This window comes from Aneurinibacillus aneurinilyticus ATCC 12856 (genome assembly GCF_000466385.1).
Taxonomy (GTDB): Bacteria; Bacillota; Bacilli; order Aneurinibacillales; family Aneurinibacillaceae; genus Aneurinibacillus; species Aneurinibacillus aneurinilyticus.
In genome coordinates, this window is record NZ_KE952770.1 from 4544 (window position 1) to 24912 (window position 20369).

Consider the following 20369-nt stretch of genomic DNA (forward strand, 5'->3'; position numbering starts at 1 on the left):
TCTTTTCTTACCTCCCACCACAAACATGTGTCCATTTATCAAGTCAGATGTATATAGATGAACCGTTTTTCATACCTACGGATGTTAAATTTTATCGAGAATATAGTAGTTATAGCAATAACTATTATTAAACATGGAAAGAATTTATTTGTCAATTACCAATGAAGCTGTCATCGGCCATGCGTTGTTTTTTCAACGATGACATAGTATTACTGTCCTGCTTGGCTGAGGAAAGAAACGCCGTGATTGCTACGTTGCTTCTTTTTGTTCTTAGTAAATATTTTTTGTAAGATGGGTCATTGAATTCCTATTTTTTAAATATGTATAGAAAAGGGAGGGGGATGTTTTGAAGCAAAAGTATATAGTGAAAATGACAATAATACTTATTGTATTCCTTTTTGTTATAGCGTGTTCAAATATCTCGGACAATAGTACAGAAAACGAAGCTGCACAAGAAGGGAAATACCAGGAGGTAATCGCCCTCACTGATCCAGCACTAATGGAGCCAGCGCAAAATGCCCGGGACTTTAAAATGCAAGCGGCAGAATATATGAATGATTTGCTTATAGCAGGCGCTGAACTGCAAGGGAGGATGCAAGGAGAATTTAAGCCACAGGAATGGGAATATAATATAGAAGATGAAATGTCTTCCTATCAAGCTGCAATAAAGCACGCAAAATCTATCCCGAAGCCGAGCTCCAAACTGGATAGTATTTATACTGTTTACATGGCAATCATAAATAAATATGAAATGCTTCCGAGCTTAGCGCATAAAGCAATCGATTCAAATGATATAGAAATAATGAAAGTAGTTCTTTCTCAAATTCGTAATAATGAAGAACAGTATGAACAGTTAATGAAGATAAATTCACAGGAAAGATTTAATACAAAAAAATAAAGAGATTCGAATAAAATCCTGAATTCAATCAAAACAGGCTGAATTCTTAATTGCATGCATTTGCTAAATATTTTGCTGAGAGATTGATAACAATGCCACATTTTTGTTGGGGAAAAACCGGAAGCTGGCCAAAAATGGCTGACTCCCGGTTTTTCTCTTTTTGTAGCGTAGATGAGGATAGTTCAATGACCGCAAGAGGAAGCTAATGAACAGGATAGACTGATAAGTCGTTGCACACCATCACGCAACTGTTGTTCATTGACATACGAATAGCTTAGTCTTATCCATGACTCTGACTTTTTTAGTGGATCGCAAATGGTACCGGGAACAAAGGAAATGGACTGTTCGATGCTTTTGACAAGCAACTCTTCCATCGGGATGACTTCGGGAATTTTTATCCATAAATTGAGACCGCCTTTTGGACTCATCCATTTCCAGTCGGTTACAGCTAATTCTTCTTCCATAATTCCCTTGCGAATGTGCAATGCAATACGAAGTTTTTCAAGGTGCTGTTGCAGCCGTGCGGAGGAGAAGTAGTGCAGGAAAATTTTCTGGTTTAAGAGCGGTGTACCATTGTCTGATAAAGACTTTGCCGTTAATAGACTTCTCATTAACAGCGGTCGGCTTACGACGGCAGCAATGCGCAATCCAGGGGCCACGTATTTGCTGAAGCTGCGAATATACATGACCCAACCTTCCGTGTCATACATGAAAAGAGGCGGCGGTGGTTCCTGGTAAAAGTACGTATCATGAAACGGATCATCTTCTACAAGAAAACACCGGTACTGTTCGGCAAGTTCTACTAACCGTTTCCGCTGCTCCGTTGGAACCGTGTAGCCTGTTGGATTGTGAAAGGTAGGGTTCAAATAGAAAAGACGCGGTTTATATTGCCTCATATACGATTCGACCTGTTCCATATCATAGCCGCAAGGATGTATGTCTATCGGGACAATGTGTGCGCCTTGCTGACGAAAAATATCAATGGCAGCACTGTAAGTCGGCCTCTCCAATAAAACGGTGTCATTCGGTTTCACAAGAACCCTGGAAATTAAATCAATCGCCTGTTGTGCACCGGATGTAATTAATATTTCATCCGTAGAAAGATGGAGCTGGTGACGTTTTAAGAAGTAGCGGGAAAGGACTTCCCGCAGTTCTTCATCTCCCTGTACGGTAGAATAAGTACCAAGCACTTTCGGATACAAATCGAATACCTCTTTCACATATTCGGAAAAATAAAGATTCGGCAAAAGATTCGGGTCAATAAGCGCCTGGGAAAATTGATAGATAGCCGGTACCCGGTGAATTTCTGATAAGTGGTTTCTAAGAAAATAGGAAGAGGCAATCGGATAATCTAAATGCTCAAATGGCACGATGCTATCAGGATGAACGTGATAGCCTGATTTATCCTTTACATACACTTTTCCGTTCTGTTTGAGCAATTGATATGCTTTGAAGACGGTTAAACGATGTACATTCATTTCTTGCGCCAGCGTTCGGATGGAGGGGAGCTTATCATGCTCTTTCCATTCATTGCGCTCAATCCGGTTTAATATGTACTCATATATTTGTTTGTAAAGCAGATTGGACTGTTTGTTTACTGATAAGGAATTTTTCATATGTAATGCCCCCGCTTTTCTTTCATCTTACACCCTATTGTTTGAATCTGTTCTGTTATTGTTTATCTGTTCTGTTCTCCTCCTATTATGATGGATAAAAGGAGGAATATATATGGTTATTTTTAGTTATTTGCTCATGTGCATGATTTTTGGAACCACTTTTCTGGCGATTAAAGTAGGGATTGATGCAGGCGCTCCCCCGTTTTTCTCAGCCGGGCTTCGTTTTCTTTTAGCGGGCATTATCCTTTTTATATGGATGATATGGAGAGGAAGAGCAAGTGTATCGCTGCTCTTTCGTAAAGAGATGATGTTTACGGGCATGGGATTAACTTTTGGTACGTTTTCAACATTATATTGGGCTGAACAATATGTGTCTTCAGGAATTGCGGCGGTATTATCAGCAACTGGACCGATTATGATTTTATTGCTACAGACCAGCATTCTCCGCCAGAAAGCTTCTATTGCCTCAATGTCTGGCTGCTTTATCGGATTTATAGGGGTAATTTTATTGCTGTTACCGAGCGTGTCGGTTGAGGTTAGCCTGTTTTGGATGCTCGGATGCATAATGATTTTGATAGGTGAAGTATGTTACTCATCGGGTGTCCTCTATTCTAAACATGTCATGCCGCGCTTTGCGGATACATCCCCCATCGCATTGAATGCTGTTCAGATGATGTATGGAGGGGCTATGCTGCTTGTTTTATCGCTATTCACGGAGCATGTGCACATCGGAGCGCTGCTGACACTGCATGCAGTAAGCTCGCTTCTGTATTTAATCGTTGTCGGTTCGATGATGGGACACAGTATATTTTATTGGCTCGTTGCCAAAACGAATCCTGTGTTCCCCTCCACATGGCTTTATATTTCTCCGTTGATTGCGTTAGGATTAGGTGTTTTTTTGTATAACGAGGTTGTTTCATGGTTAGCGGGGATAGGGGTTATTACAATTATTGTTGGAATCGTGCTCGTAAATATAGATGCTTTGCGGCAGGCAATAGGAAAATCAGAAGGAGCGCTGGAGGGGATGCAGAGTAAGTAATAATACACATAAGCAAACCGTGCAAGATGCCGCGTGAGTTTTTTTAGGGATATGATTGAAAGAAAGCATATGTCACGTTCTTGCTATACGGCGACATATGCTTTCTTTTTTGTGTGATCAGACTTTGGCAGAATTTTTTTCTTTGGTCAGCAGGACAGAAGCCGGAGGATTTTTTTGCTCTTTAAGAAGCATTGCGCAAATAGCAGCTATCATCGCACAGATAGCAAAAAAGATAAAAACATTACCGAATTCCTGTGTTCCATCTGCGCCGATTTTTACCAGATAGCCGGCTACCAATGGGGAAATGAACGAGCCTAGCTGTCCGATTCCGTTGGCCAATCCGGTGGCCCGCCCGACGATTTCTTTTGGGTAGCGTTTTTGGATATAGGCGTATACCGATCCGAAATTCAGATTAACGAAGAAGCCAACAAGCAAGAGCAGTGTGAGCAGCATACCTGTTTGCCCTTTTTCAATACTGCCGAGCATCCAGAGTACCGGAATGCTGCCAAGGTAAGCAATAATGCCCACTGGTTTCATGCGGTGCAGCACCTTATCCATTAGCCAGCCGCCAATCAGCATAGCAAAAATCGCCACAAGATAGGGAGCGGAAGCAAACAAACCCATGTTTTTGATATTTAATCCATGTTGCTGTACAAGAAAGGTTGTTAGCCATGTAGTGGTACCCCAGTAGACAGCCAGCTGACAGAACAATAGCAGGGTATACAAGTAAAAGGATGGGTCACGTAAGAAAATAGCGGCGTTCTTTTTTGGACCTGGCGATATAGGCTCCGCATCCTTCTCTGCCGCATCCTTATCGGTGATATGCTTATATTCTGCTGTAGTCAATCGACCTTTATTTAGCATTTCTTTCGGTGTATCAGAGACAAAATACCAGAGAATGAACATTCCGATTAAGCCAGGGATAGCCAGCAGATAAAAAATCGGCCGCCATTCGCCAGCAAAAAAATAATATGAAATGGATGTAATCAGTACAGGCACAATAGCGGGTGCGACCGCCCATGAAGTAGTGAAGAATGATACGGAGCGCCCGCGTTCAGCCATCGGAAACCAATTATTGATTGTACGGCAGGCCGGAGCGAAATGATGCCCCTCTCCTAAACCAAGCCCGATGCGCAATACGATGAATTGACTGAATGATTTCACAAGGCCGGTAAGCGCAGTAACGGTCGTGAATACGATAATGGCAATATTCATGACCTTCTTAGGACCGATTTTGTCGGCGAGAAACCCAGCCGTAATCTGGGCAATCGAGTAGGCAAAGAAAAATATGGATGCGAGTTGTCCGACTTGCACAGGCGTTAGGTTTAAGTCCTGTTGAATGAACGGAAGAAATGTGAGGACGGCTAGGCGATCAAAGTAGTTAATAATATAAAGCAGCCAGAGGATGATGAGAATAACATGGCGATAGCCCCATACTTTTTTTGCAACTGTTTGCACTTGAGCCACTCCCTTTTTATAATTTGGTAGCAAGGGTGTTGATTATATAAGTTACACTTTTTTTTCTAGTCTCTGATTTTCTCCGTTTTTTCCTACCCCCTACCACAAAAGTTTGTCGATTTATCAAACCAGATGTATATAGCTGGAATCCAGGACGGGGCAAAAACGATGCCATAAAACGAATCTTACAAATAAGAAATAGGAGGTTTTAAATATTAATATATTCTGAAAATAATATAAAATGATATATAGCTCGTAAATGATGGAAAGTGACGGCTGTTGTGGAGTTTATCGCGGAGCTGCCAAAAAATCCGGGTGGAAAGATTATGAGCTCGCGGCAATGTTCGTGAGTTTATATTTTTTTATGTAACTCTTGAAAGTCAAACAAAGTCAAAGTATAATAAATTCATAAGGTCAAAGTAAGTCAAAGTCAAAGTCAAAGTCATCATTTTATAAAATACATGAAAAAAATTGTACATTCACTTACGTATTCATTTAATAGGAGGTAAGGTATATGCTTTGTCAACGTTGCAATCAAAAACAAGCCAATGTGTTATTGAATATTCAACATCAGCAGCAATCACAAAAGCTGTACTTATGCCATGATTGCTATGTGAAAATGGGAAATAAGACAGGAGCAGGCATGAATACAGGTTCTTTCCCTCATTTATCTGGATTGGATGAATGGTTTAAAAACTTCGCTATGTCTCCAATGGAGCAATACGAAGCAAAAGAAAATACACAATCTCAGGCTTCTCATCAGGGCGGAGTGCTAGATGATGCAGGCAATAATTTAAGTGAAGCGGCAAAAGCGGGACTTATCGATCCGGTTATCGGGCGCGATAATGAAATTGAGCGTGTAATTGAGATTTTGAACCGTCGAAATAAAAATAATCCTGTTTTAATTGGTGAACCAGGGGTAGGTAAAACAGCAATTGCCGAAGGATTAGCCTTGAAAATTGCGGAAGGACAGGTTCCTGCCAAGCTGCGCAATAAAGTCATATATACGCTTGATGTGTCATCTCTTGTAGCAGGCACGGGTATTCGTGGACAATTCGAAGAGAAAATGAAGCAGATGATCGCTGAGTTGCAAAATCGTAAGAATGTCATTTTATTTGTGGATGAAATTCATCTGCTGGTAGGTGCAGGGGCGGCAGAAGGCTCTATGGACGCTGGAAACATTCTTAAACCTGCGCTGGCGCGTGGAGAATTGCAGATTGTCGGGGCAACCACGTTAAAAGAGTATCGTAAGATTGAAAAAGACGCTGCTCTAGAACGTCGACTGCAACCGGTTATGGTAAAAGAGCCGACGGTAGAAGAAGCGATCCAAATCCTGCAAGGGATTCGTCCAAAATATGAATCCTATCATCAGGTCGCTTATTCTGATGAAGTTATTCGTGCATGTGTGGAGTTATCGCATCGTTATATTCAGGATCGCTTTCTGCCCGATAAGGCAATCGATCTCTTGGATGAAGCCGGATCTAAGATTAATTTGCGTTCCTCTGGACAAAATACAGAGGAACTGCGCTCGCGTCTTGTACAGATAAACAAGGAAAAGAGCGAGGCTACAGCAAACGAGGAGTATGAGCGTGCGGCACAGCTTCGTGACGAGGAAAGCCGTATTCTTGCGAAGCTCGATGAAATGGATGAAAGCGAGCAGGCTGCTGCTGTCACTGTAGAGGACATTCAAGAAATCATTGAGCGTAAAACAGGAATTCCGGTAAGAAAGCTGCAAAGCGATGAGCAAGCAAAAATGAAAAATTTGGCTGCCCATTTGGAGGAAAAAGTAATTGGCCAATCCCATGCGGTACGCCAAGTATCGAAAGCGATTCGCCGCAGTCGGACAGGATTGAAGCCGAAAAACAGACCGATTGCCTCCTTTCTGTTTGTTGGTCCGACAGGGGTAGGGAAAACCGAATTGACCAAGGCGCTTGCGGAAGAATTATTTGGTACAAAGGATTCTATGATTCGTTTGGACATGAGTGAGTATATGGAGAAACATTCGGTTTCCAAATTAATCGGTTCTCCTCCGGGATATGTAGGACATGAAGAAGCTGGTCAACTCACGGAGCGTGTGCGCCGAAACCCATACAGCATCGTTTTGCTTGATGAGATTGAAAAAGCACATCCAGATGTCCAAAATATGTTTCTGCAAATTCTCGAGGATGGACGCTTAACAGACAGTCAGGGGCGCACCGTAAACTTTAAAGATACGGTAATTATCGCAACAAGCAATGCAGGAATGACTGATAAGAAAATTACAGTCGGCTTTGGCGCGGAAGCACCGAAACCGTCAACTGTTATAGACTCGCTGACATCCTATTTTAGACCGGAGTTTCTTAACCGCTTTGATGGAGTAGTTTCATTTAATCATTTGACTGAGAGCGACCTTGTCCGTATTGTTGATATTATGCTGCAGGACATCACAGCAAGTTTGAAAGAACAAGGTGTTGAGGTAACCGTTACTCAAGCGGCGAAAGCAAGGCTGGTTGAATTGGGGTATCATCCTGCATTTGGGGCCCGCCCGTTGCGCCGGGTTATTCAAGAGCATGTAGAGGATGGAATTGCCGATCTGATGATTGAGGAAGAGGCAGTAGCCCGAATTGTCATCGACATAAATGAAGCCGGAATTCACGCCATTAAAAAAGCATAAACAAGAAAAGGAAAAGCGGAGAGACACAATGTATATTGTTTCTCCGCTTTTTTCTTGTAAGTTTTTGGAGTGTCTACTTTTATTTCCTCAATTGTTTCTGCTTGTATTTATAAGGAAAAAATTATAGGATGAAAGTGAGTCTTTTGGCGTATTTATATAATTATTTCTTATAATTCAGTACATATGCATTGCACTGATTATAACGAAAGATATAATGATTACGTTAGGATAGACCTCGTTCTACTTCCTTTATCAGTTCAAAGAGAAGGGAATATGGAATGCCAGAATACAATACAAAACCTACATATGTAAAGGAAGCCAAAAAGCGGTGTTTTGAGATGAAGATGAACCCAACAGAACTGCGGCTGCCTAAAGTAATAATGACTGCAGAGGCATTAGAGCAAAAAAGACTCGAATACGAGGAGATTCTTTCGGTTGTGCAATTTTTTGGCAGAAAAATCCTCGACTCTTTAAAAGGAACACCTATTCTGATTATTATTGCAGAGAAGAATGGATTTATTCTTCAGATGGATGGTGACGAGACGATTAAGGAACTTGTTGCTGAGCTCGGAATTATGCCAGGCATCCAATTTGCTGAGGAAGATATGGGAATGAATGTTGTTTCGCTAGCTTTGCGAGAAAATCAGCCAGTTCAACTAGTAGGTGATGATCACTATCATGAAGTGCTGCACGGAAGCGCATGCTATGCTGTTCCTTTTCATTATGCAGATATCGGGAATTTGTTAGGAACCATTGGCATTATGACGATCACCGAGCAGCAGAACCCGCTTTTGTTGACAATGCTTGCGACTGCTGTCGATTCGATTGAAAGAGAATTGTTGCTCCGAAAGCAGAATCGAAAGCTGGATATTATGAACCAGATCATGATGGAGAGCGCACGCAATGGGATTATCATTACGGACCTAGAAGGCAATATTATCGAATTCAACTCGTTTGCGGAGCGAATTACAGGATTGAAAAAGCAAGAAATACTTGGCAAGAATGTTTGTCATTTGGAACAGGTAGGAGAGTATATTTCAGGTGTGCTTCAATACGATGACACGTATGAAGACATCGAAATCATTGTGCAAACGAAAGAAACATCAGAGCGTTTCGTATGCCTGTTCGATGCATTGCCCATTCGTGATCAGCAACAACGCATTATTGGTGCATTCGGGCAATTCCGTAATATTACAGAGCGGTATGAAGCTGAGGAGAAATACAATTACCTTGCCTACCATGATGAGTTAACGGGTTTGCCCAACCGTAGGCATATTAAGAATAAACTGCTGGAATATATAAACGAGGCAAAAGAAAATTTCGGAAAAATGGCACTTATGTTTATTGATCTCGACAGGTTCAAGCTGGTAAACGATACATTAGGCCACTCCCATGGAGACTTGCTGCTGCAGCAGGCGGCCAAACGGTTGAATAGTTGTGTTGGGTCAGGTGGTGTTGTAGGCCGAATGGGCGGGGATGAGTTTGTTTTTTTGTTGCCTGAAAATAAAGAAGCAGCAGATGCAGTCCAGGTAGCCGAGCGTATTATTGAGGTGTTTAAGGAACCGTTCAATATGGATGGTTATGAGTTTCATATTACAACAAGTATAGGAATCGCCACGTACCCACAGGACGGAGACGATGCGGAGACGCTCATGGTGCATGCCGATACCGCAATGTACCGCGCCAAAGAGCAAGGGAAAAATAATTATGTGTTTTTCAGAGAAAATATGCATACCGAGCCATACGAAAGAATCACTTTGGAAAACTCCTTGCACAGGGCCTTGGAAAAGCAAGAATTCATCGTACATTATCAGCCTCAAATTGATTCGAAAACTGGAGACATCCGGGGACTTGAAGCGTTGATACGCTGGCAGCATCCAGAATTTGGACTGGTTTCGCCAGGAAAGTTTATTCCTATTGCTGAAGAAACAGGGTTAATCGTCCCAATCGGCGAATGGGTGATGCGGGAAGCGTGCCTTCAAAATAAGCGCTGGCAGAAGCTTGGTCTGCCGAATTTTCGGGTAGCGGTTAATTTATCGACCCAGCAATTCCTAAAATCTAACCTTATCGAAACAGTCAAGCGAACGCTTGAAGAAACAGGACTAGCTCCGCAATTCTTGGAGCTTGAGATTACCGAGACAATGACGATGGATGTAGATTATACAATTCCGACGCTTAAACAACTGCATGAGCTGGGTGTCCAGATTAGCATTGATGACTTTGGTACAGGGTATAGTTCGCTGCATTATTTAAAAGAGTTTTCGATTCATCGTTTGAAGATTGACCAATCATTCGTGCGTGAGATTATGATGGATAAAAATGATGCAAGCATTGTCGAAACGATTATTGCAATGGCACACAACCTAGGGCTTGAAGTGATTGCAGAAGGCGTGGAAGAAAAAGAGCAGCTTCGTTTTCTGCAATGCAAAAAATGTGATGAAGTCCAAGGATATTATTTTAGCAAGCCGATTGCTGCTAAAGAGTTCGAAGAAAATTTCGCTGAATTGCAAAGACAGATAAAAAACAGATATTAAACATACGTAAGGGAGAGTAAGAAGTGAAAAAGGTTTCAACATTGTTAGTACAGCATCTTTTAGAATGGGGAGTAACCCATGTTTTTGGCATCCCCGGAAAACCTGTGACCCCATTTATTAAAGAACTGGATGAGAAAGGCATTACATTTGTACTAAGCAAACATGAAGCCGGAGCGGGGTATGAAGCGGCAGGCTATGCTATGGCTAACAAAACAATGGGAGTAGCTATCGGCACATCGGGCCCGGGTGCAACAAATTTGTTAACGGCTGCTGGCCAGGCGAAAGCGTACCATCTGCCGGTTCTTTTCCTTACAGGTCATCCATCAATGCGAAGCACCGGGCAGGCATTAGGGCAGGATTCGACGTTTTTTGGTACAGATGTAGTGAGAATGTTCGAGTCGGTAACTCGTTTTAGTGCACGCGTAGAACGGGGAGAGCTATTCCGTATGTATTTTGAACATGCTGTGGCGAAAGCGTATGAGGGCAGTAAAGGGCCTGTCCATTTGTCCATTCCTGCTGATGTGTTAGCGGAAGAAATCGAATCTTTTGCCTTGCCTTTACCGAGCCAGGCACCTTCCGTGATGTCTACAAAGCTTAGGCAAGCAGTCGAAATTGTGCAGTCAGCAAAGAGACCTGTCCTTTTTGTCGGAAAAGGCGTACATGCTGCCGAAGCATATGGGGAGCTGGAAGCGCTGGCGTACCGCCTGCAAATTCCGGTTATGACCACGCCCGGAGGAAAGGGGGCTTTTCAATCTAATCATCCGTTATCTCTAGGGGCATTTGGCCTTGGCGGGACAGAGACAGCAAAGGCGTATCTTGAAGAAGGGATAGACGTCATGATTGTTCTCGGCACAAAGCTGAGCGATATGTCTTTAGCGGGCTTCCATCCCGGCTTGTATCCGAAGAAAATCATTCAATTTGATGCTGACCCGACCTTTATCGGGAAGAGTCTTCCTGTTCCTACGATTTCAATCATTGGGGATATAAAAGTAAATCTTCAAATGTTGCTGGAGCATCTTCCGAACAAGAAGGACAATAGAATGTTTGAGATGCAGGCTCCCAGCGACGAAATGGTACATACATCCTCTACGGATGAATATATGTCGGCGGCACATGTTATGCAGGTGCTGCGTTCCGAATTACCGGGGAATACAGTCGTATTCGGAGATGATGGAAGTCATACGTTTTATGCGATCCGTCATTTTGATATTACAAAGCCGGGAACATTTTTCTTTGATGATGTTTTTGGGGCGATGGGTCATGGAATCGGGTATGCTATCGGCGCAAAAATAGCGTTACCGAACACACCTGTCGTATGTTTGACAGGAGATGGGTGTACATTTATGCACGGAGCGGAGATTTCCACGGCTGTAGAATACGAGGCACACGTAATCTTCGTCATATTGAACAATGGTCGACTTGATATGGTCGATAAAGGAATGGCAAAGCATCTTGGCCATGCTGTTGGAACTACATATCGAATTCCGCTACATATAGCGGAATATGCGGCAGCAATGGGAGCGTCTTCTTTCCGCTGCGAACGGGAGGAGCAACTGCGTGAAGCGGTTCAGACGGCACTCAGGGAGCCAAAGACAACTGTGATTGAAATCATGGTTGATCCGTTTGAAATCCCACCGACGATGAGCCGAGGTTAATCTAACAAGAGAAAAGGGGAAACAACATGTCGATACCTCCTAAAATGACAAATGAAGAACGATACGATAGGGGAATGCGGACGTTACGGGAGATGGCAGGGGAAAAAGATGTACAGATGATCGAAGGGATGGGTGCGTTCCATCCGGATTTCGGCCATATGATGATCGCATTCGGATTCGGTGATATATATTCTCGTCCCGTATTTGATTTGAAGCAACGTGAAATGATTACACTCACTTCTTTAATTACACAGGGAGCCATTGAACAACTGCCATTTCATCTTCATGCGGCACTGAATGTGGGCATGAACCCGGAGGAAATTCTGGAGCTGGTGATGCATTGCGCCGCATATGCCGGATTTCCAAAAGCATGTGGTGCACTGAATGTAGTGAAACGAGTGTTTGATGAGCGTAACATTACACCGAACATGAAGTAAAGATGGTTCGTCATTTTTATCGTAATTTTATTGCTTACTGGAACGGGCAAGTTTTTGAAACGTACTGAAAGCTAAAACGTAAAGAATAGGGAAGTATAATGAGCATACATTCTTTTATGGAAGGAATGACAGGTATGATTATTACGACCACACCGACAATTCAAGGTAGAGAAATTGAAGAATACATCTCAATCGTTTCAGGTGAGACTATAATGGGAGCCAATGTTGTAAGGGATTTTCTCGCGGGTATTACAGATATTATCGGCGGTCGCAGCGGCGCATATGAAAGTAAGCTAGCTGAAGGCAGGGAACTGGCCCTTAAGGAGATGGCAGACAAGGCAAAGGCATTGGGTGCCAATGCGGTTGTTGGAGTCGACCTCGACTTTGAAACGCTGCGTGACGGTATGATGATGTGTATTGCGACAGGAACAGCAGTAAAAGTGAGATAATGCTTGGATAAGCACCCTCGACATTTTTAGTTGAGGGTATTTTTTATGCAAAGGGAAATTGAAAAATCAACACCCTTGATAGTATATAGAACCAAAAAAGAAGCGGAATGCTGTATGCATTCTGCTTCTCAGGAAAGAAATTGATAATGCACGAATCTTTAGTCAAAACTCCACCGGATATCTTGGTCCGTATATGAGACCTGATGGGCGAGCTGCCGTAATCTTAGTGACAGTAAAGCTGCGAATGTTTTTACTCATGCGGCACCAGGCGAAAAACTGCAAACCGCCATCTCGAAAATAATACGGCTCTACCAAGCGTTCTTGTCCTTCATACGTAATATAGACCATTTCTTTGCGAGCTCCGCACGTCTTGATTGTAGAAATTATATCCATTATTATTCACCTCCTATCCAGAAGGGGATGGAAGCACGGGTAAGGTAATACCGATGAAAAGAAAACGTAAGGAGGAGCAGATTACCTGGATACCACAGAATCGCCCTTGTTTAGAAACGGCTCAATCTGCTTATTGTAAGAAGTGCACATAAAAGCACCTTATGTATCCGGCTTTTAACGAAGAAACTGACCAGGCGGACTGGCGATGGTGTTTCCGGCGAAATGAGCCTTATCCTATTAAGAAGTGATTCATACTTCCTGTATCTATATACGTAGATACATGTATATAGTTTCTATATGTTTATAAAAAAGTAAATATTATTTTTTTATGGTTGTATACTCCATTTATAAAGTGGAAGATAAGCAGATGAAAACAATATTTTATATTGCTGCATTTACATCAATTTAAAAGCGTTATATTATATAAAGAAAAGCACAACGGACCACAAATAGACGATGATTCGTAGCATTCAATAAAAATTCACCTATGGAAGGAAGCAAAAATGCCTTTTTATAAAAGCTTTGCCAGTGATAATTATTCAGGTGTACACCCCGAAATTATGGAATCCATCCTCCGGGCAAACGTAAATCATGTCAGCTCCTATGGTAATGATGTGTATTCAGAAGCTGCTATTTCAAAATTCAAGGAACATTTTGGCGACAATATTGATGTTTATTTTGTTTTTAATGGCACCGCAGCAAATGTGCTGGGCTTAAAAGCGATAACAAAATCATACAATTCCATTATTTGCGCTGAAACCTCTCATATTCATGTTGATGAGTGTGGCGCACCTGAATACTTTACCGGTTGCAAGACGCTTACTATACCAACAAAAGATGGAAAGCTGCATGCTGATCTTATTAAACAGCATCTAACCGGTTTCGGCGATCAGCACCATAGTCAACCGAAAGTGATTTCCATCGCCCAACCTACAGAGTTGGGTACAGTGTATAAACCAGAAGAAATCCAAGCTATAGCTACTTTTGCCCATGAGCATGGAATGCTTTTACATATGGATGGTTCAAGGTTATCTAAACAGCATCTCCTATATGAACAATGGTGCTTGCTGAAGTGTCCAGAATTTTAATGTTTTTAACAACTGATACTCTCGCGTTCATTATTACCTGCTTCTTGTTTCCGGCGGCAGAGGAACCTCTGGCGCGCCTGCGGGCGATTCGGATGGTGTATCAGAAACAGAAGAACAAGTAATTACTTTCGTGTCACCTATTAAAAAAACTGAGGAGGTTGAAATTTCGTTAATTCGAATATTTTTAACCGCAAGTTCTTTATTGATTACATTCATTTTCATTAAAGCTCACCTTCTCCTTTTGACAGTTTGCTAAAATAGCTCTCAACACCGGCTCGAATGTCTCTTCTAACTTTTTTGATAATGGTTTGTTTTATTGTTTCTGGGTTAGTCGCAGTCATATCCTTATTCATTTTATTGAGATAATAATGTATGCGGCGGTCGGTTTGTTCTCTAATATCTTCAATCACAAATCGGTGGAATTCTTTATCTAGCTTATATTTGTATTTTTTTTCTATCGCATTAATTTCTTTGGGAAGCTCTCGTTTTAAATATTGTTCAATATGATTCTTAATTTGCTGGAAAGATCGAGATTGCTGAGGCTGAATAGGGACATCTTCTATAGTTTGGTCATTAGTAACTAATTCGTCAATATTGCCCAAACTATTTGGTGTCACACCGATATTTAAAGTTCCCTCAAGTTTTTCGACCTTTAATTGGTCGAATTTGTACTCCATTTTCTCTACAATCACTGGACGCTGATTTTTTAATAAGCTAATTTCATACTGAAGCTGATGCACTTCCGTTGCCAGCTGGTTTATTGGTTCTTGTTGATGAATAGCGATTTCGTCCTGCAATTGCTGTACCCGCTGCTCCAACTGATCGGTAGGCATATGCTGCTGTACAATAATTTCCTCTTTTAATTCCTGAATGATTTTTTCTAATTCGTTTATTTTCCCATTTTACCAGTTTATGTGTGCATAAATCTGTTGAAAAAATGATGGCATATCACCATGATACATATAACTGGCCCTCCCCTCGCTTTATCCTATGCAAATAAATGTATGGGCGTTAGTCGATAACAAAGTAAAACTTTTATAAGGAGGGGCTTCTTCGTTCCCCGCTGATGGTTAGTTGCACGTTTCGGAGCCTTACTGCCCACTGAACCGGGATAAAATGATTTATTGTGAAGAAGACTAGTTCGGAGGAGGTAGCGGAACTAAAAGATTTTTCGGCTGCTCTGATGTCCCGGGCTTCGCAGCAGGACTAATAGATTCGCCTGTGTGAAACGGGTGAGATAGAGGTTTGATTATACCAGCGCTTCCGATTTGCAGAACTGACGAATTAGCAATACTATTCACCCGTAGAGTATAAATAACAATACTTTGATGAACGGTTAAATTAGGTATATTTCTCCCCTCCTTTACCTTGCTATAAGGTACCTGCAATATTGGCATCAGCAAGATGGGAATCGTTAGTGTTTGTCGCATTAAAACCGTTATAGTTTTTCATGACATCAGCCGTATTGAAGGAACCCGATCCGGCAAAAGATTTTGCAGCGCTTTTCGGGGAAAGAATAACAGTATCACCAAAATTGATAATGGAACTGTGGTCAACGCTGACTATATTTATATTTCCAACAATTGAAGGCATATACAAACGTCCTTTATAAAGTAGTTAATAATGTATGGTATGATGATGCCTACTTAAAAGTTCATCATTCAGTTCGTTTGATTATTTTTATAAATCGAACCGTTATATATAAAAAAACAAGCCACAAGTTAAGCAGCTTGTTTTGTAAGCCATAGATGTTCTGGAGATTGAAACTGAAGGATTTTCAGGAGTGGGATTTTTAATCAGCTTGAAATCTTTGCAGTAATTTCTCTTTATGTACTTCCATTACTTCTTCAAGAGTGAGATTATAATGATTTGCTAGCAATATAATATTCCCTAGCACGTCGCCTAATTCTTCGGTGAGTTCCCTTCTTCGTTCACTCTCGGCTCTTTCTGTTTCATCCGGACGATCCCGGCCAATTTCAATGGCACGTACGGCTCTTGCCAATTCTCCCGTTTCTTCTGCAAGAAAACCCATCCGAATGAATGGCCCGTACTTTGTCCAACCCCGTTTCTTGTAGAATTCACCAATCCAAGTTTGGAATTCGTGTATATTCATTTGTCTCTCCTCCTAACTACTTTATAAGTATACTATCAAGGGTGTTGATTATCCAGTACGATCCAGAGTGGGTCGTCACCACACCGTGCCCCAAACGGGTGTCGGTTCATCTCTCGCACCCAAGCTCAGAGGGCCGCTTTTTGCCTGTCCTTATTTTGCGCCTTGCCTTATGATTTTCTCTTCAGCTAGAGGCTTCTTTATCATTGTTTCATTCAAATTCATGGTATAATAATATTGAAATAACTGGTATTTAGTGTAAAAAGGAGAGGGCTGATAACATGCTTGAAAAAGTAGCAATTGATATGGCCTGTACTTAGTGGGATAGGAACAGTCATAAAAGTGGACAATTGCTACATAAAATTCACTTTACGTAGTAACAAAAGTTCAAGTGGTTGGAGGTAGGAGAGTCGGCAAAAAGAAGAGGTTGGATGTGCCCTGCGTTCCAGCAGAAGAAAGGCCAGCGTGTCTTTTTCCGACCGCTCCTGCCCATCGCCTTTCCCTCTTTTCTTATCTTCCACCACAAACATGTGTCGATTTATCCAATCAGATGTATGTACATCATGGGGCGCCATTTATTTTTTATATGGCGAATTTTATTTCTTTTTTGGGGAGTGTTTGGAATATAATTTGTATGACCCACATGTTTACATTAATTATGTGGTTGATCCTATAAGCTCCACTTCTTTGTAGTGCTTAACCCATCTATTTTTCCAAGGAGGTTGTAAGCTATGTTTAATTTAAAGGAAAAAGAATTTATCTTCGTATTTACAGGTCCCGATGGAGCAGGTCGTAAAACAATTGCTGAAATGATTTTTCGTAGTCTTGATATTCCTCATGTTGTTTCATACACGACCCGACCAAAGAAACCGATGGAAGTGGAAGGACATGACTATCATTTCATTACAGAAGAGCAATTTCATCACGCTGCGAAAAACAGCGAGTTTTTAGAAGTCGTTGTTTTGGACGGATATCATTACGGAATCAAAGAGGTAGATATCACGTCCTTATTTAAAGAGCACCAAAGCGTTATTATGGTGTTAAACGCTGAAGGAACGGAAACGATTAAGCGGTTATACGGGGATAAGGTAGTACGGTTCTTTATTTATGCTGATAGTGAAACGGTAATCGAGCGACAAAAACAGCGCGGGGATTCGGAAGAAGATATTAAGCGACATATTGCACATTATGAAGAGTCTATGGAGTATAGGGAAGCATGTGAACATGTTTTTGAAAACTTCGATTCTTCCCATACCGCTTTTGAAATTACTAAGTTATTTGAGAAATATTTAAATGTACAATTTCTTGAGGAATGATAGCGAAAAGTTTGCGATTAAGATCGGCGAAATTGAATAAAGGAAAACAAATACGCTCTGCAGAAAAAGCAGAGCGTATTTGCTTTCAGGCATGCAGGCAGATGTCTTATATGGATTAGGGTAGCATGGTTGGAAGGAGGAGATTCGGAAAAAAAGAGGCTGGCTGCGTCCTGTACTCCGGCAGAAGAAAGGTCAGCGTGTCTTTTTCCGGCCCCCACCACAAACATATGTCGATTTATCGAATCAGATGTATATAGTCGAATATAGCGGTGAGTTTATACGCCAGGCTTGTTCTATTGGCAACATTAAGTTTCTCATATATATTTCTTAGATGTTTTTTAACAGTGTTGATGCTAATCCAGAGCTCCCGGGCAATCTGCTCGTTCGTATATCCTTTTATCACCAGCTCGCAAATCTCCAGCTCTCGTCTGGACAATCTTTGTTCTGCCGTTTCCTGTTCCATTTCTTCCTCAGAGAAAAGGTAGATACCATATTGATTGGGGTGATCAGTTAAGGTGCCTTTTATTTCAGGAACGACTTGCAAGGTCCAATGCTCACTCTCCGGGAAATTGATTTTTATACTTATCCCTGCCTTCCAATTTGGATGGGAATACACATAGTGATTCAAAAACTCTTCAACCGACGATGCACCTCTTTTAAATTTCTGACACATATATTGAGCAGCTTCATTAACAAAGTGAATGTTATGAGTATAATCAACGAGCACAAATCCGGCAGTTGAAACATTTGTACGTTCTTCCAGCAACCTTTTTTGGTAGTTCATATCCTCCATGCGCATATAATTGCCCAGTACATGGCCGATATGGTTAGATAGAAACGTTAAGCGCTTACAGTCCTTTTCGGTATAAGGCTTTTCTTCTTGTAACCGAGCCATTCCTATTACACCACACAGTTTGCCTTCATCCATAAAATACACAACCATCTCGTGATAGTAATTATGTTTACGCATAAACATGGAATAGTAATTTGTTTTTTCATATTCAGGCAGTGACATAACATCATCTATACGTAGCACCGGGTAGGTGGGGAAGGTAGTTAACTGTTTTTGAGGATGCAAGACATCATATTGAAAAAAGCATTCCATATAATCATAAAGAACTTGATCAGAAATATTCCAAGTCTCTGGGCTGTAAAGGTTTCCATGATGATCGGCTAACCAAAATATAGAGCGGCTATAATCGAATAAATCGGCAAGCAATGTTTGGACTTTTTTTCGAAAATGGGAGGGTGGAACGCGAATTTCATTGAGGAAATGAAAGATTTGTTCGTACTCTTTTTTTGAAAAATTCATAGCCGACCCCTTTCGTGAAGAGTATAGATTTGAAATGTCTTCTGCTTTAATTATCCTTTTGGGTAATTGGTTCCTGTTACTTATTCTGTCATAATTATAAAAACAAACAGCTAAGAAATCTATTAATTATCTAAAAATTCAATGAAATAATAAGCTATAGGAGGGAAGGTACATGCGGAAAACAGGATTTGTTTGTCATGAGAGTTATTTTTGGCATGATACAGGTAATGGGGCTTTGTTTCTTCCACCGGGCGGATGGATAGAGAGCGATATTCATTCTGAAAATCCGGCAACCAAACGGCGGTTTAAAAATTTGCTGGAACGCAGCGGTCTAGCTTCGAGCCTTACACATCTTGAGCCTCGTTTAGCAACGAGAGAGCAAGTTCAACTGTACCATGCACCGGAATACGTTGATAAAGTAAAAAAATTAAGTGATACAACGGGTGGAGATGCTGGGGAACTGGCGCTTGTCGGCTCCGGCTCCTATGAGATTGCACTTCTTTCAACTGGAGGGGCGCTTACGGCGGTAGACGCTGTCATGACAGGACAAGTCGATAACGTATACGCTCTGACCCGCCCGCCGGGCCACCACGCAGAAAAAGAGCTTGGTATGGGATTTTGTTTGTTTAACAATGTCGCTATCGCTGCTACATATGCCCGAAAGATGTATAATTTGAAAAGAATCCTTGTCCTGGATTGGGATGTACATCATGGGAATGGTACAGAAAGCGCTTTTTATGATGACTCTGGAGTGCTGTTTATTTCCCTTCATCAAGAGATGAATTTCCCGCCAGAAAGAGGGTTTGCAGAGCATGTTGGGGAAGGGGGAGGAGAGGGATTCAACGTGAATATTCCTCTTCCAGCCGGAACTGGAAATGCAGGGTACATGTATGCCTTTGAAACGGTGGTTAAGCCGATTGTCGACCAATTTCAGCCAGAGCTAATTCTACTTTCCGCCGGACAGGACCCGAATATGTTCGATCCTCTTGCAAGAATGATGGTAACTGCTGAAGGATTCCGTGCATTTACTTCTTTTATGCTAAAGTTGGCTGATAAGCATTGTGAGGGGCGTCTCATCGCCTGCCATGAAGGTGGCTATAGTGCTCCTTATGTCCCTTTCTGCTCGCTTGCGATTGTGGAAGAAATGAGCGGCATACGAACGGAAGTCGAAGATCCGTTTATTGCTGCTATGTATAAAATCCCTACCAATGAATTGTATGATATTCAAAAACAGTATGTGGATCAGGTAAAAGAAATTCAATCGAAGTATTGGAATATGGCGTATCAAGCTTCTTTATAATCAAAACATTAGCCCGGTGTTAGAACTATATAAGCTATATTTGATATGTTGACATGATAACGTGGTTGGAAGTAGGGAATTCGGAAAAAAGAAGAGGGTGGATGCGCCCTG

At 41.6% G+C, this 20369-nt stretch carries 19 protein-coding genes; 10 read left to right on the plus strand and 9 right to left on the minus strand.

All coding sequences use genetic code 11. The features are described 5' to 3' along the window. The first annotated feature begins 346 nt into the window (after nt 1–346). A complete protein-coding gene (locus HMPREF0083_RS10115; protein WP_040302310.1) occupies nt 347–898 on the plus strand; it encodes a hypothetical protein in 552 nt (183 codons plus the stop codon). A gap of 182 nt (nt 899–1080) precedes the next feature. On the opposite strand, the gene HMPREF0083_RS10120 is transcribed toward HMPREF0083_RS10115, so the two are convergent. Beyond that, nucleotides 1081–2514 (minus strand): aminotransferase-like domain-containing protein, encoded by a 1434-nt coding sequence (locus HMPREF0083_RS10120; protein WP_021621205.1) that lies wholly within the window; start codon nt 2512–2514, stop codon nt 1081–1083. Between the two features lie 112 nt (nt 2515–2626). Here HMPREF0083_RS10120 and HMPREF0083_RS10125 point away from each other — a divergent pair, with 112 nt between their 5' ends. After that, a complete protein-coding gene (locus HMPREF0083_RS10125) occupies nt 2627–3553 on the plus strand; it encodes a DMT family transporter (protein WP_021621206.1) in 927 nt (308 codons plus the stop codon). Between the two features lie 117 nt (nt 3554–3670). Here the strand turns inward: HMPREF0083_RS10125 and HMPREF0083_RS10130 are convergent, their stop codons facing one another. Beyond that, nucleotides 3671–5011 (minus strand): MFS transporter, encoded by a 1341-nt coding sequence (locus HMPREF0083_RS10130; RefSeq protein ID WP_040302311.1) that lies wholly within the window; start codon nt 5009–5011, stop codon nt 3671–3673. 514 nt (nt 5012–5525) lie between these two features. Here HMPREF0083_RS10130 and HMPREF0083_RS10135 point away from each other — a divergent pair. The 5 genes from HMPREF0083_RS10135 to HMPREF0083_RS10155 all read left to right on the plus strand — a co-directional run bounded on the left by HMPREF0083_RS10135 (nt 5526) and on the right by HMPREF0083_RS10155 (nt 12739). Then, nucleotides 5526–7664, plus strand: a complete 2139-nt coding sequence (locus HMPREF0083_RS10135) for an ATP-dependent Clp protease ATP-binding subunit (protein WP_021621208.1) — start codon at nt 5526–5528, stop codon at nt 7662–7664. A gap of 278 nt (nt 7665–7942) precedes the next feature. Then, nucleotides 7943–10198 carry a putative bifunctional diguanylate cyclase/phosphodiesterase gene (locus HMPREF0083_RS10140; protein WP_021621209.1) on the plus strand — a complete coding sequence of 752 codons (2256 nt, stop codon included), beginning with the start codon at nt 7943–7945 and terminating at the stop codon, nt 10196–10198. A gap of 23 nt (nt 10199–10221) precedes the next feature. Next, entirely contained in the window at nt 10222–11853 is a 1632-nt protein-coding gene (locus tag HMPREF0083_RS10145; protein WP_021621210.1) for a thiamine pyrophosphate-binding protein, read from the plus strand. A gap of 26 nt (nt 11854–11879) precedes the next feature. Then, the gene (locus tag HMPREF0083_RS10150; protein ID WP_021621211.1) at nt 11880–12290 is read left to right on the plus strand and encodes a carboxymuconolactone decarboxylase family protein; all 411 of its coding nucleotides are present in this window, start codon (nt 11880–11882) and stop codon (nt 12288–12290) included. A 134-nt stretch (nt 12291–12424) separates the two neighbouring features. Then, nucleotides 12425–12739: a YbjQ family protein gene (locus HMPREF0083_RS10155; RefSeq protein ID WP_040302313.1), complete on the plus strand. Its 315-nt coding sequence runs from the start codon at nt 12425–12427 to the stop codon at nt 12737–12739. A 162-nt stretch (nt 12740–12901) separates the two neighbouring features. Here HMPREF0083_RS10155 and HMPREF0083_RS10160 read toward each other — a convergent pair whose 3' ends face one another. Further along, the gene (locus HMPREF0083_RS10160) at nt 12902–13132 is read right to left on the minus strand and encodes a WYL domain-containing protein (RefSeq protein ID WP_021621214.1); all 231 of its coding nucleotides are present in this window, start codon (nt 13130–13132) and stop codon (nt 12902–12904) included. Between the two features lie 503 nt (nt 13133–13635). Between HMPREF0083_RS10160 and HMPREF0083_RS10165 the strand changes: the two genes are divergently transcribed. After that, nucleotides 13636–14220, plus strand: a complete 585-nt coding sequence (locus tag HMPREF0083_RS10165; RefSeq protein WP_021621215.1) for a threonine aldolase family protein — start codon at nt 13636–13638, stop codon at nt 14218–14220. Nucleotides 14221–14253: 33 nt separating this feature from the next. On the opposite strand, the gene HMPREF0083_RS10170 is transcribed toward HMPREF0083_RS10165, so the two are convergent. From HMPREF0083_RS10170 to HMPREF0083_RS10185, 5 genes are all read right to left on the minus strand, one after another. Further along, a complete protein-coding gene (locus HMPREF0083_RS10170) occupies nt 14254–14442 on the minus strand; it encodes a hypothetical protein (RefSeq protein WP_040302312.1) in 189 nt (62 codons plus the stop codon). Continuing rightward, nucleotides 14442–15053 (minus strand): spore germination protein GerPC, encoded by a 612-nt coding sequence (gene gerPC, locus HMPREF0083_RS10175; RefSeq protein WP_021621217.1) that lies wholly within the window; start codon nt 15051–15053, stop codon nt 14442–14444. Before gerPC ends, HMPREF0083_RS10170 begins: the two co-directional genes overlap by 1 nt. Nucleotides 15054–15356: 303 nt before the next feature. Then, nucleotides 15357–15650 (minus strand): spore germination protein GerPB, encoded by a 294-nt coding sequence (locus HMPREF0083_RS27145; RefSeq protein ID WP_327848954.1) that lies wholly within the window; start codon nt 15648–15650, stop codon nt 15357–15359. Beyond that, on the minus strand, nt 15592–15813 hold the full coding sequence (locus HMPREF0083_RS10180) for a spore germination protein (protein WP_021621218.1): 222 nt from the start codon (nt 15811–15813) through the stop codon (nt 15592–15594). Before HMPREF0083_RS10180 ends, HMPREF0083_RS27145 begins: the two co-directional genes overlap by 59 nt. 199 nt (nt 15814–16012) lie before the next feature. Next, nucleotides 16013–16333 (minus strand): MazG nucleotide pyrophosphohydrolase domain-containing protein, encoded by a 321-nt coding sequence (locus HMPREF0083_RS10185; RefSeq protein ID WP_021621219.1) that lies wholly within the window; start codon nt 16331–16333, stop codon nt 16013–16015. Between the two features lie 728 nt (nt 16334–17061). On the opposite strand from HMPREF0083_RS10185, the gene HMPREF0083_RS10190 reads away from it, so the two are divergent. Then, the gene (locus HMPREF0083_RS10190; protein ID WP_021621221.1) at nt 17062–17646 is read left to right on the plus strand and encodes a guanylate kinase; all 585 of its coding nucleotides are present in this window, start codon (nt 17062–17064) and stop codon (nt 17644–17646) included. A gap of 235 nt (nt 17647–17881) precedes the next feature. On the opposite strand, the gene HMPREF0083_RS29000 is transcribed toward HMPREF0083_RS10190, so the two are convergent. Next, on the minus strand, nt 17882–18958 hold the full coding sequence (locus HMPREF0083_RS29000) for a helix-turn-helix domain-containing protein (RefSeq protein ID WP_021621223.1): 1077 nt from the start codon (nt 18956–18958) through the stop codon (nt 17882–17884). A 172-nt stretch (nt 18959–19130) separates the two neighbouring features. Here HMPREF0083_RS29000 and HMPREF0083_RS10200 point away from each other — a divergent pair, with 172 nt between their 5' ends. After that, nucleotides 19131–20258 (plus strand): class II histone deacetylase, encoded by a 1128-nt coding sequence (locus HMPREF0083_RS10200; protein ID WP_021621224.1) that lies wholly within the window; start codon nt 19131–19133, stop codon nt 20256–20258. Nucleotides 20259–20369 lie beyond the last annotated feature (111 nt).

Excerpts from the sequence above, each read along its gene's own strand:
- HMPREF0083_RS29000 (WP_021621223.1), bottom strand. The coding sequence starts at position 18,958 with ATGAATTTTTCAAAAAAAGAGTACGAACAAATCTTTCATTTCCTCAAT.
- HMPREF0083_RS10180 (WP_021621218.1), bottom strand. The coding sequence starts at position 15,813 with ATGCCTTCAATTGTTGGAAATATAAATATAGTCAGCGTTGACCACAGT.
- HMPREF0083_RS10190 (WP_021621221.1), top strand. The coding sequence starts at position 17,062 with ATGTTTAATTTAAAGGAAAAAGAATTTATCTTCGTATTTACAGGTCCC.
- HMPREF0083_RS10165 (WP_021621215.1), top strand. The coding sequence starts at position 13,636 with ATGCCTTTTTATAAAAGCTTTGCCAGTGATAATTATTCAGGTGTACAC.
- HMPREF0083_RS10140 (WP_021621209.1), top strand. The coding sequence starts at position 7,943 with ATGCCAGAATACAATACAAAACCTACATATGTAAAGGAAGCCAAAAAG.
- HMPREF0083_RS10135 (WP_021621208.1), top strand. The coding sequence starts at position 5,526 with ATGCTTTGTCAACGTTGCAATCAAAAACAAGCCAATGTGTTATTGAAT.
- HMPREF0083_RS10170 (WP_040302312.1), bottom strand. The coding sequence starts at position 14,442 with ATGAAAATGAATGTAATCAATAAAGAACTTGCGGTTAAAAATATTCGA.
- HMPREF0083_RS10150 (WP_021621211.1), top strand. The coding sequence starts at position 11,880 with ATGTCGATACCTCCTAAAATGACAAATGAAGAACGATACGATAGGGGA.
- HMPREF0083_RS10185 (WP_021621219.1), bottom strand. The coding sequence starts at position 16,333 with ATGAATATACACGAATTCCAAACTTGGATTGGTGAATTCTACAAGAAA.
- HMPREF0083_RS10125 (WP_021621206.1), top strand. The coding sequence starts at position 2,627 with ATGGTTATTTTTAGTTATTTGCTCATGTGCATGATTTTTGGAACCACT.
- HMPREF0083_RS27145 (WP_327848954.1), bottom strand. The coding sequence starts at position 15,650 with ATGCGACAAACACTAACGATTCCCATCTTGCTGATGCCAATATTGCAG.
- HMPREF0083_RS10200 (WP_021621224.1), top strand. The coding sequence starts at position 19,131 with ATGCGGAAAACAGGATTTGTTTGTCATGAGAGTTATTTTTGGCATGAT.
- HMPREF0083_RS10160 (WP_021621214.1), bottom strand. The coding sequence starts at position 13,132 with ATGGATATAATTTCTACAATCAAGACGTGCGGAGCTCGCAAAGAAATG.
- gerPC (WP_021621217.1), bottom strand. The coding sequence starts at position 15,053 with ATGCCTACCGATCAGTTGGAGCAGCGGGTACAGCAATTGCAGGACGAA.
- HMPREF0083_RS10120 (WP_021621205.1), bottom strand. The coding sequence starts at position 2,514 with ATGAAAAATTCCTTATCAGTAAACAAACAGTCCAATCTGCTTTACAAA.
- HMPREF0083_RS10155 (WP_040302313.1), top strand. The coding sequence starts at position 12,425 with ATGATTATTACGACCACACCGACAATTCAAGGTAGAGAAATTGAAGAA.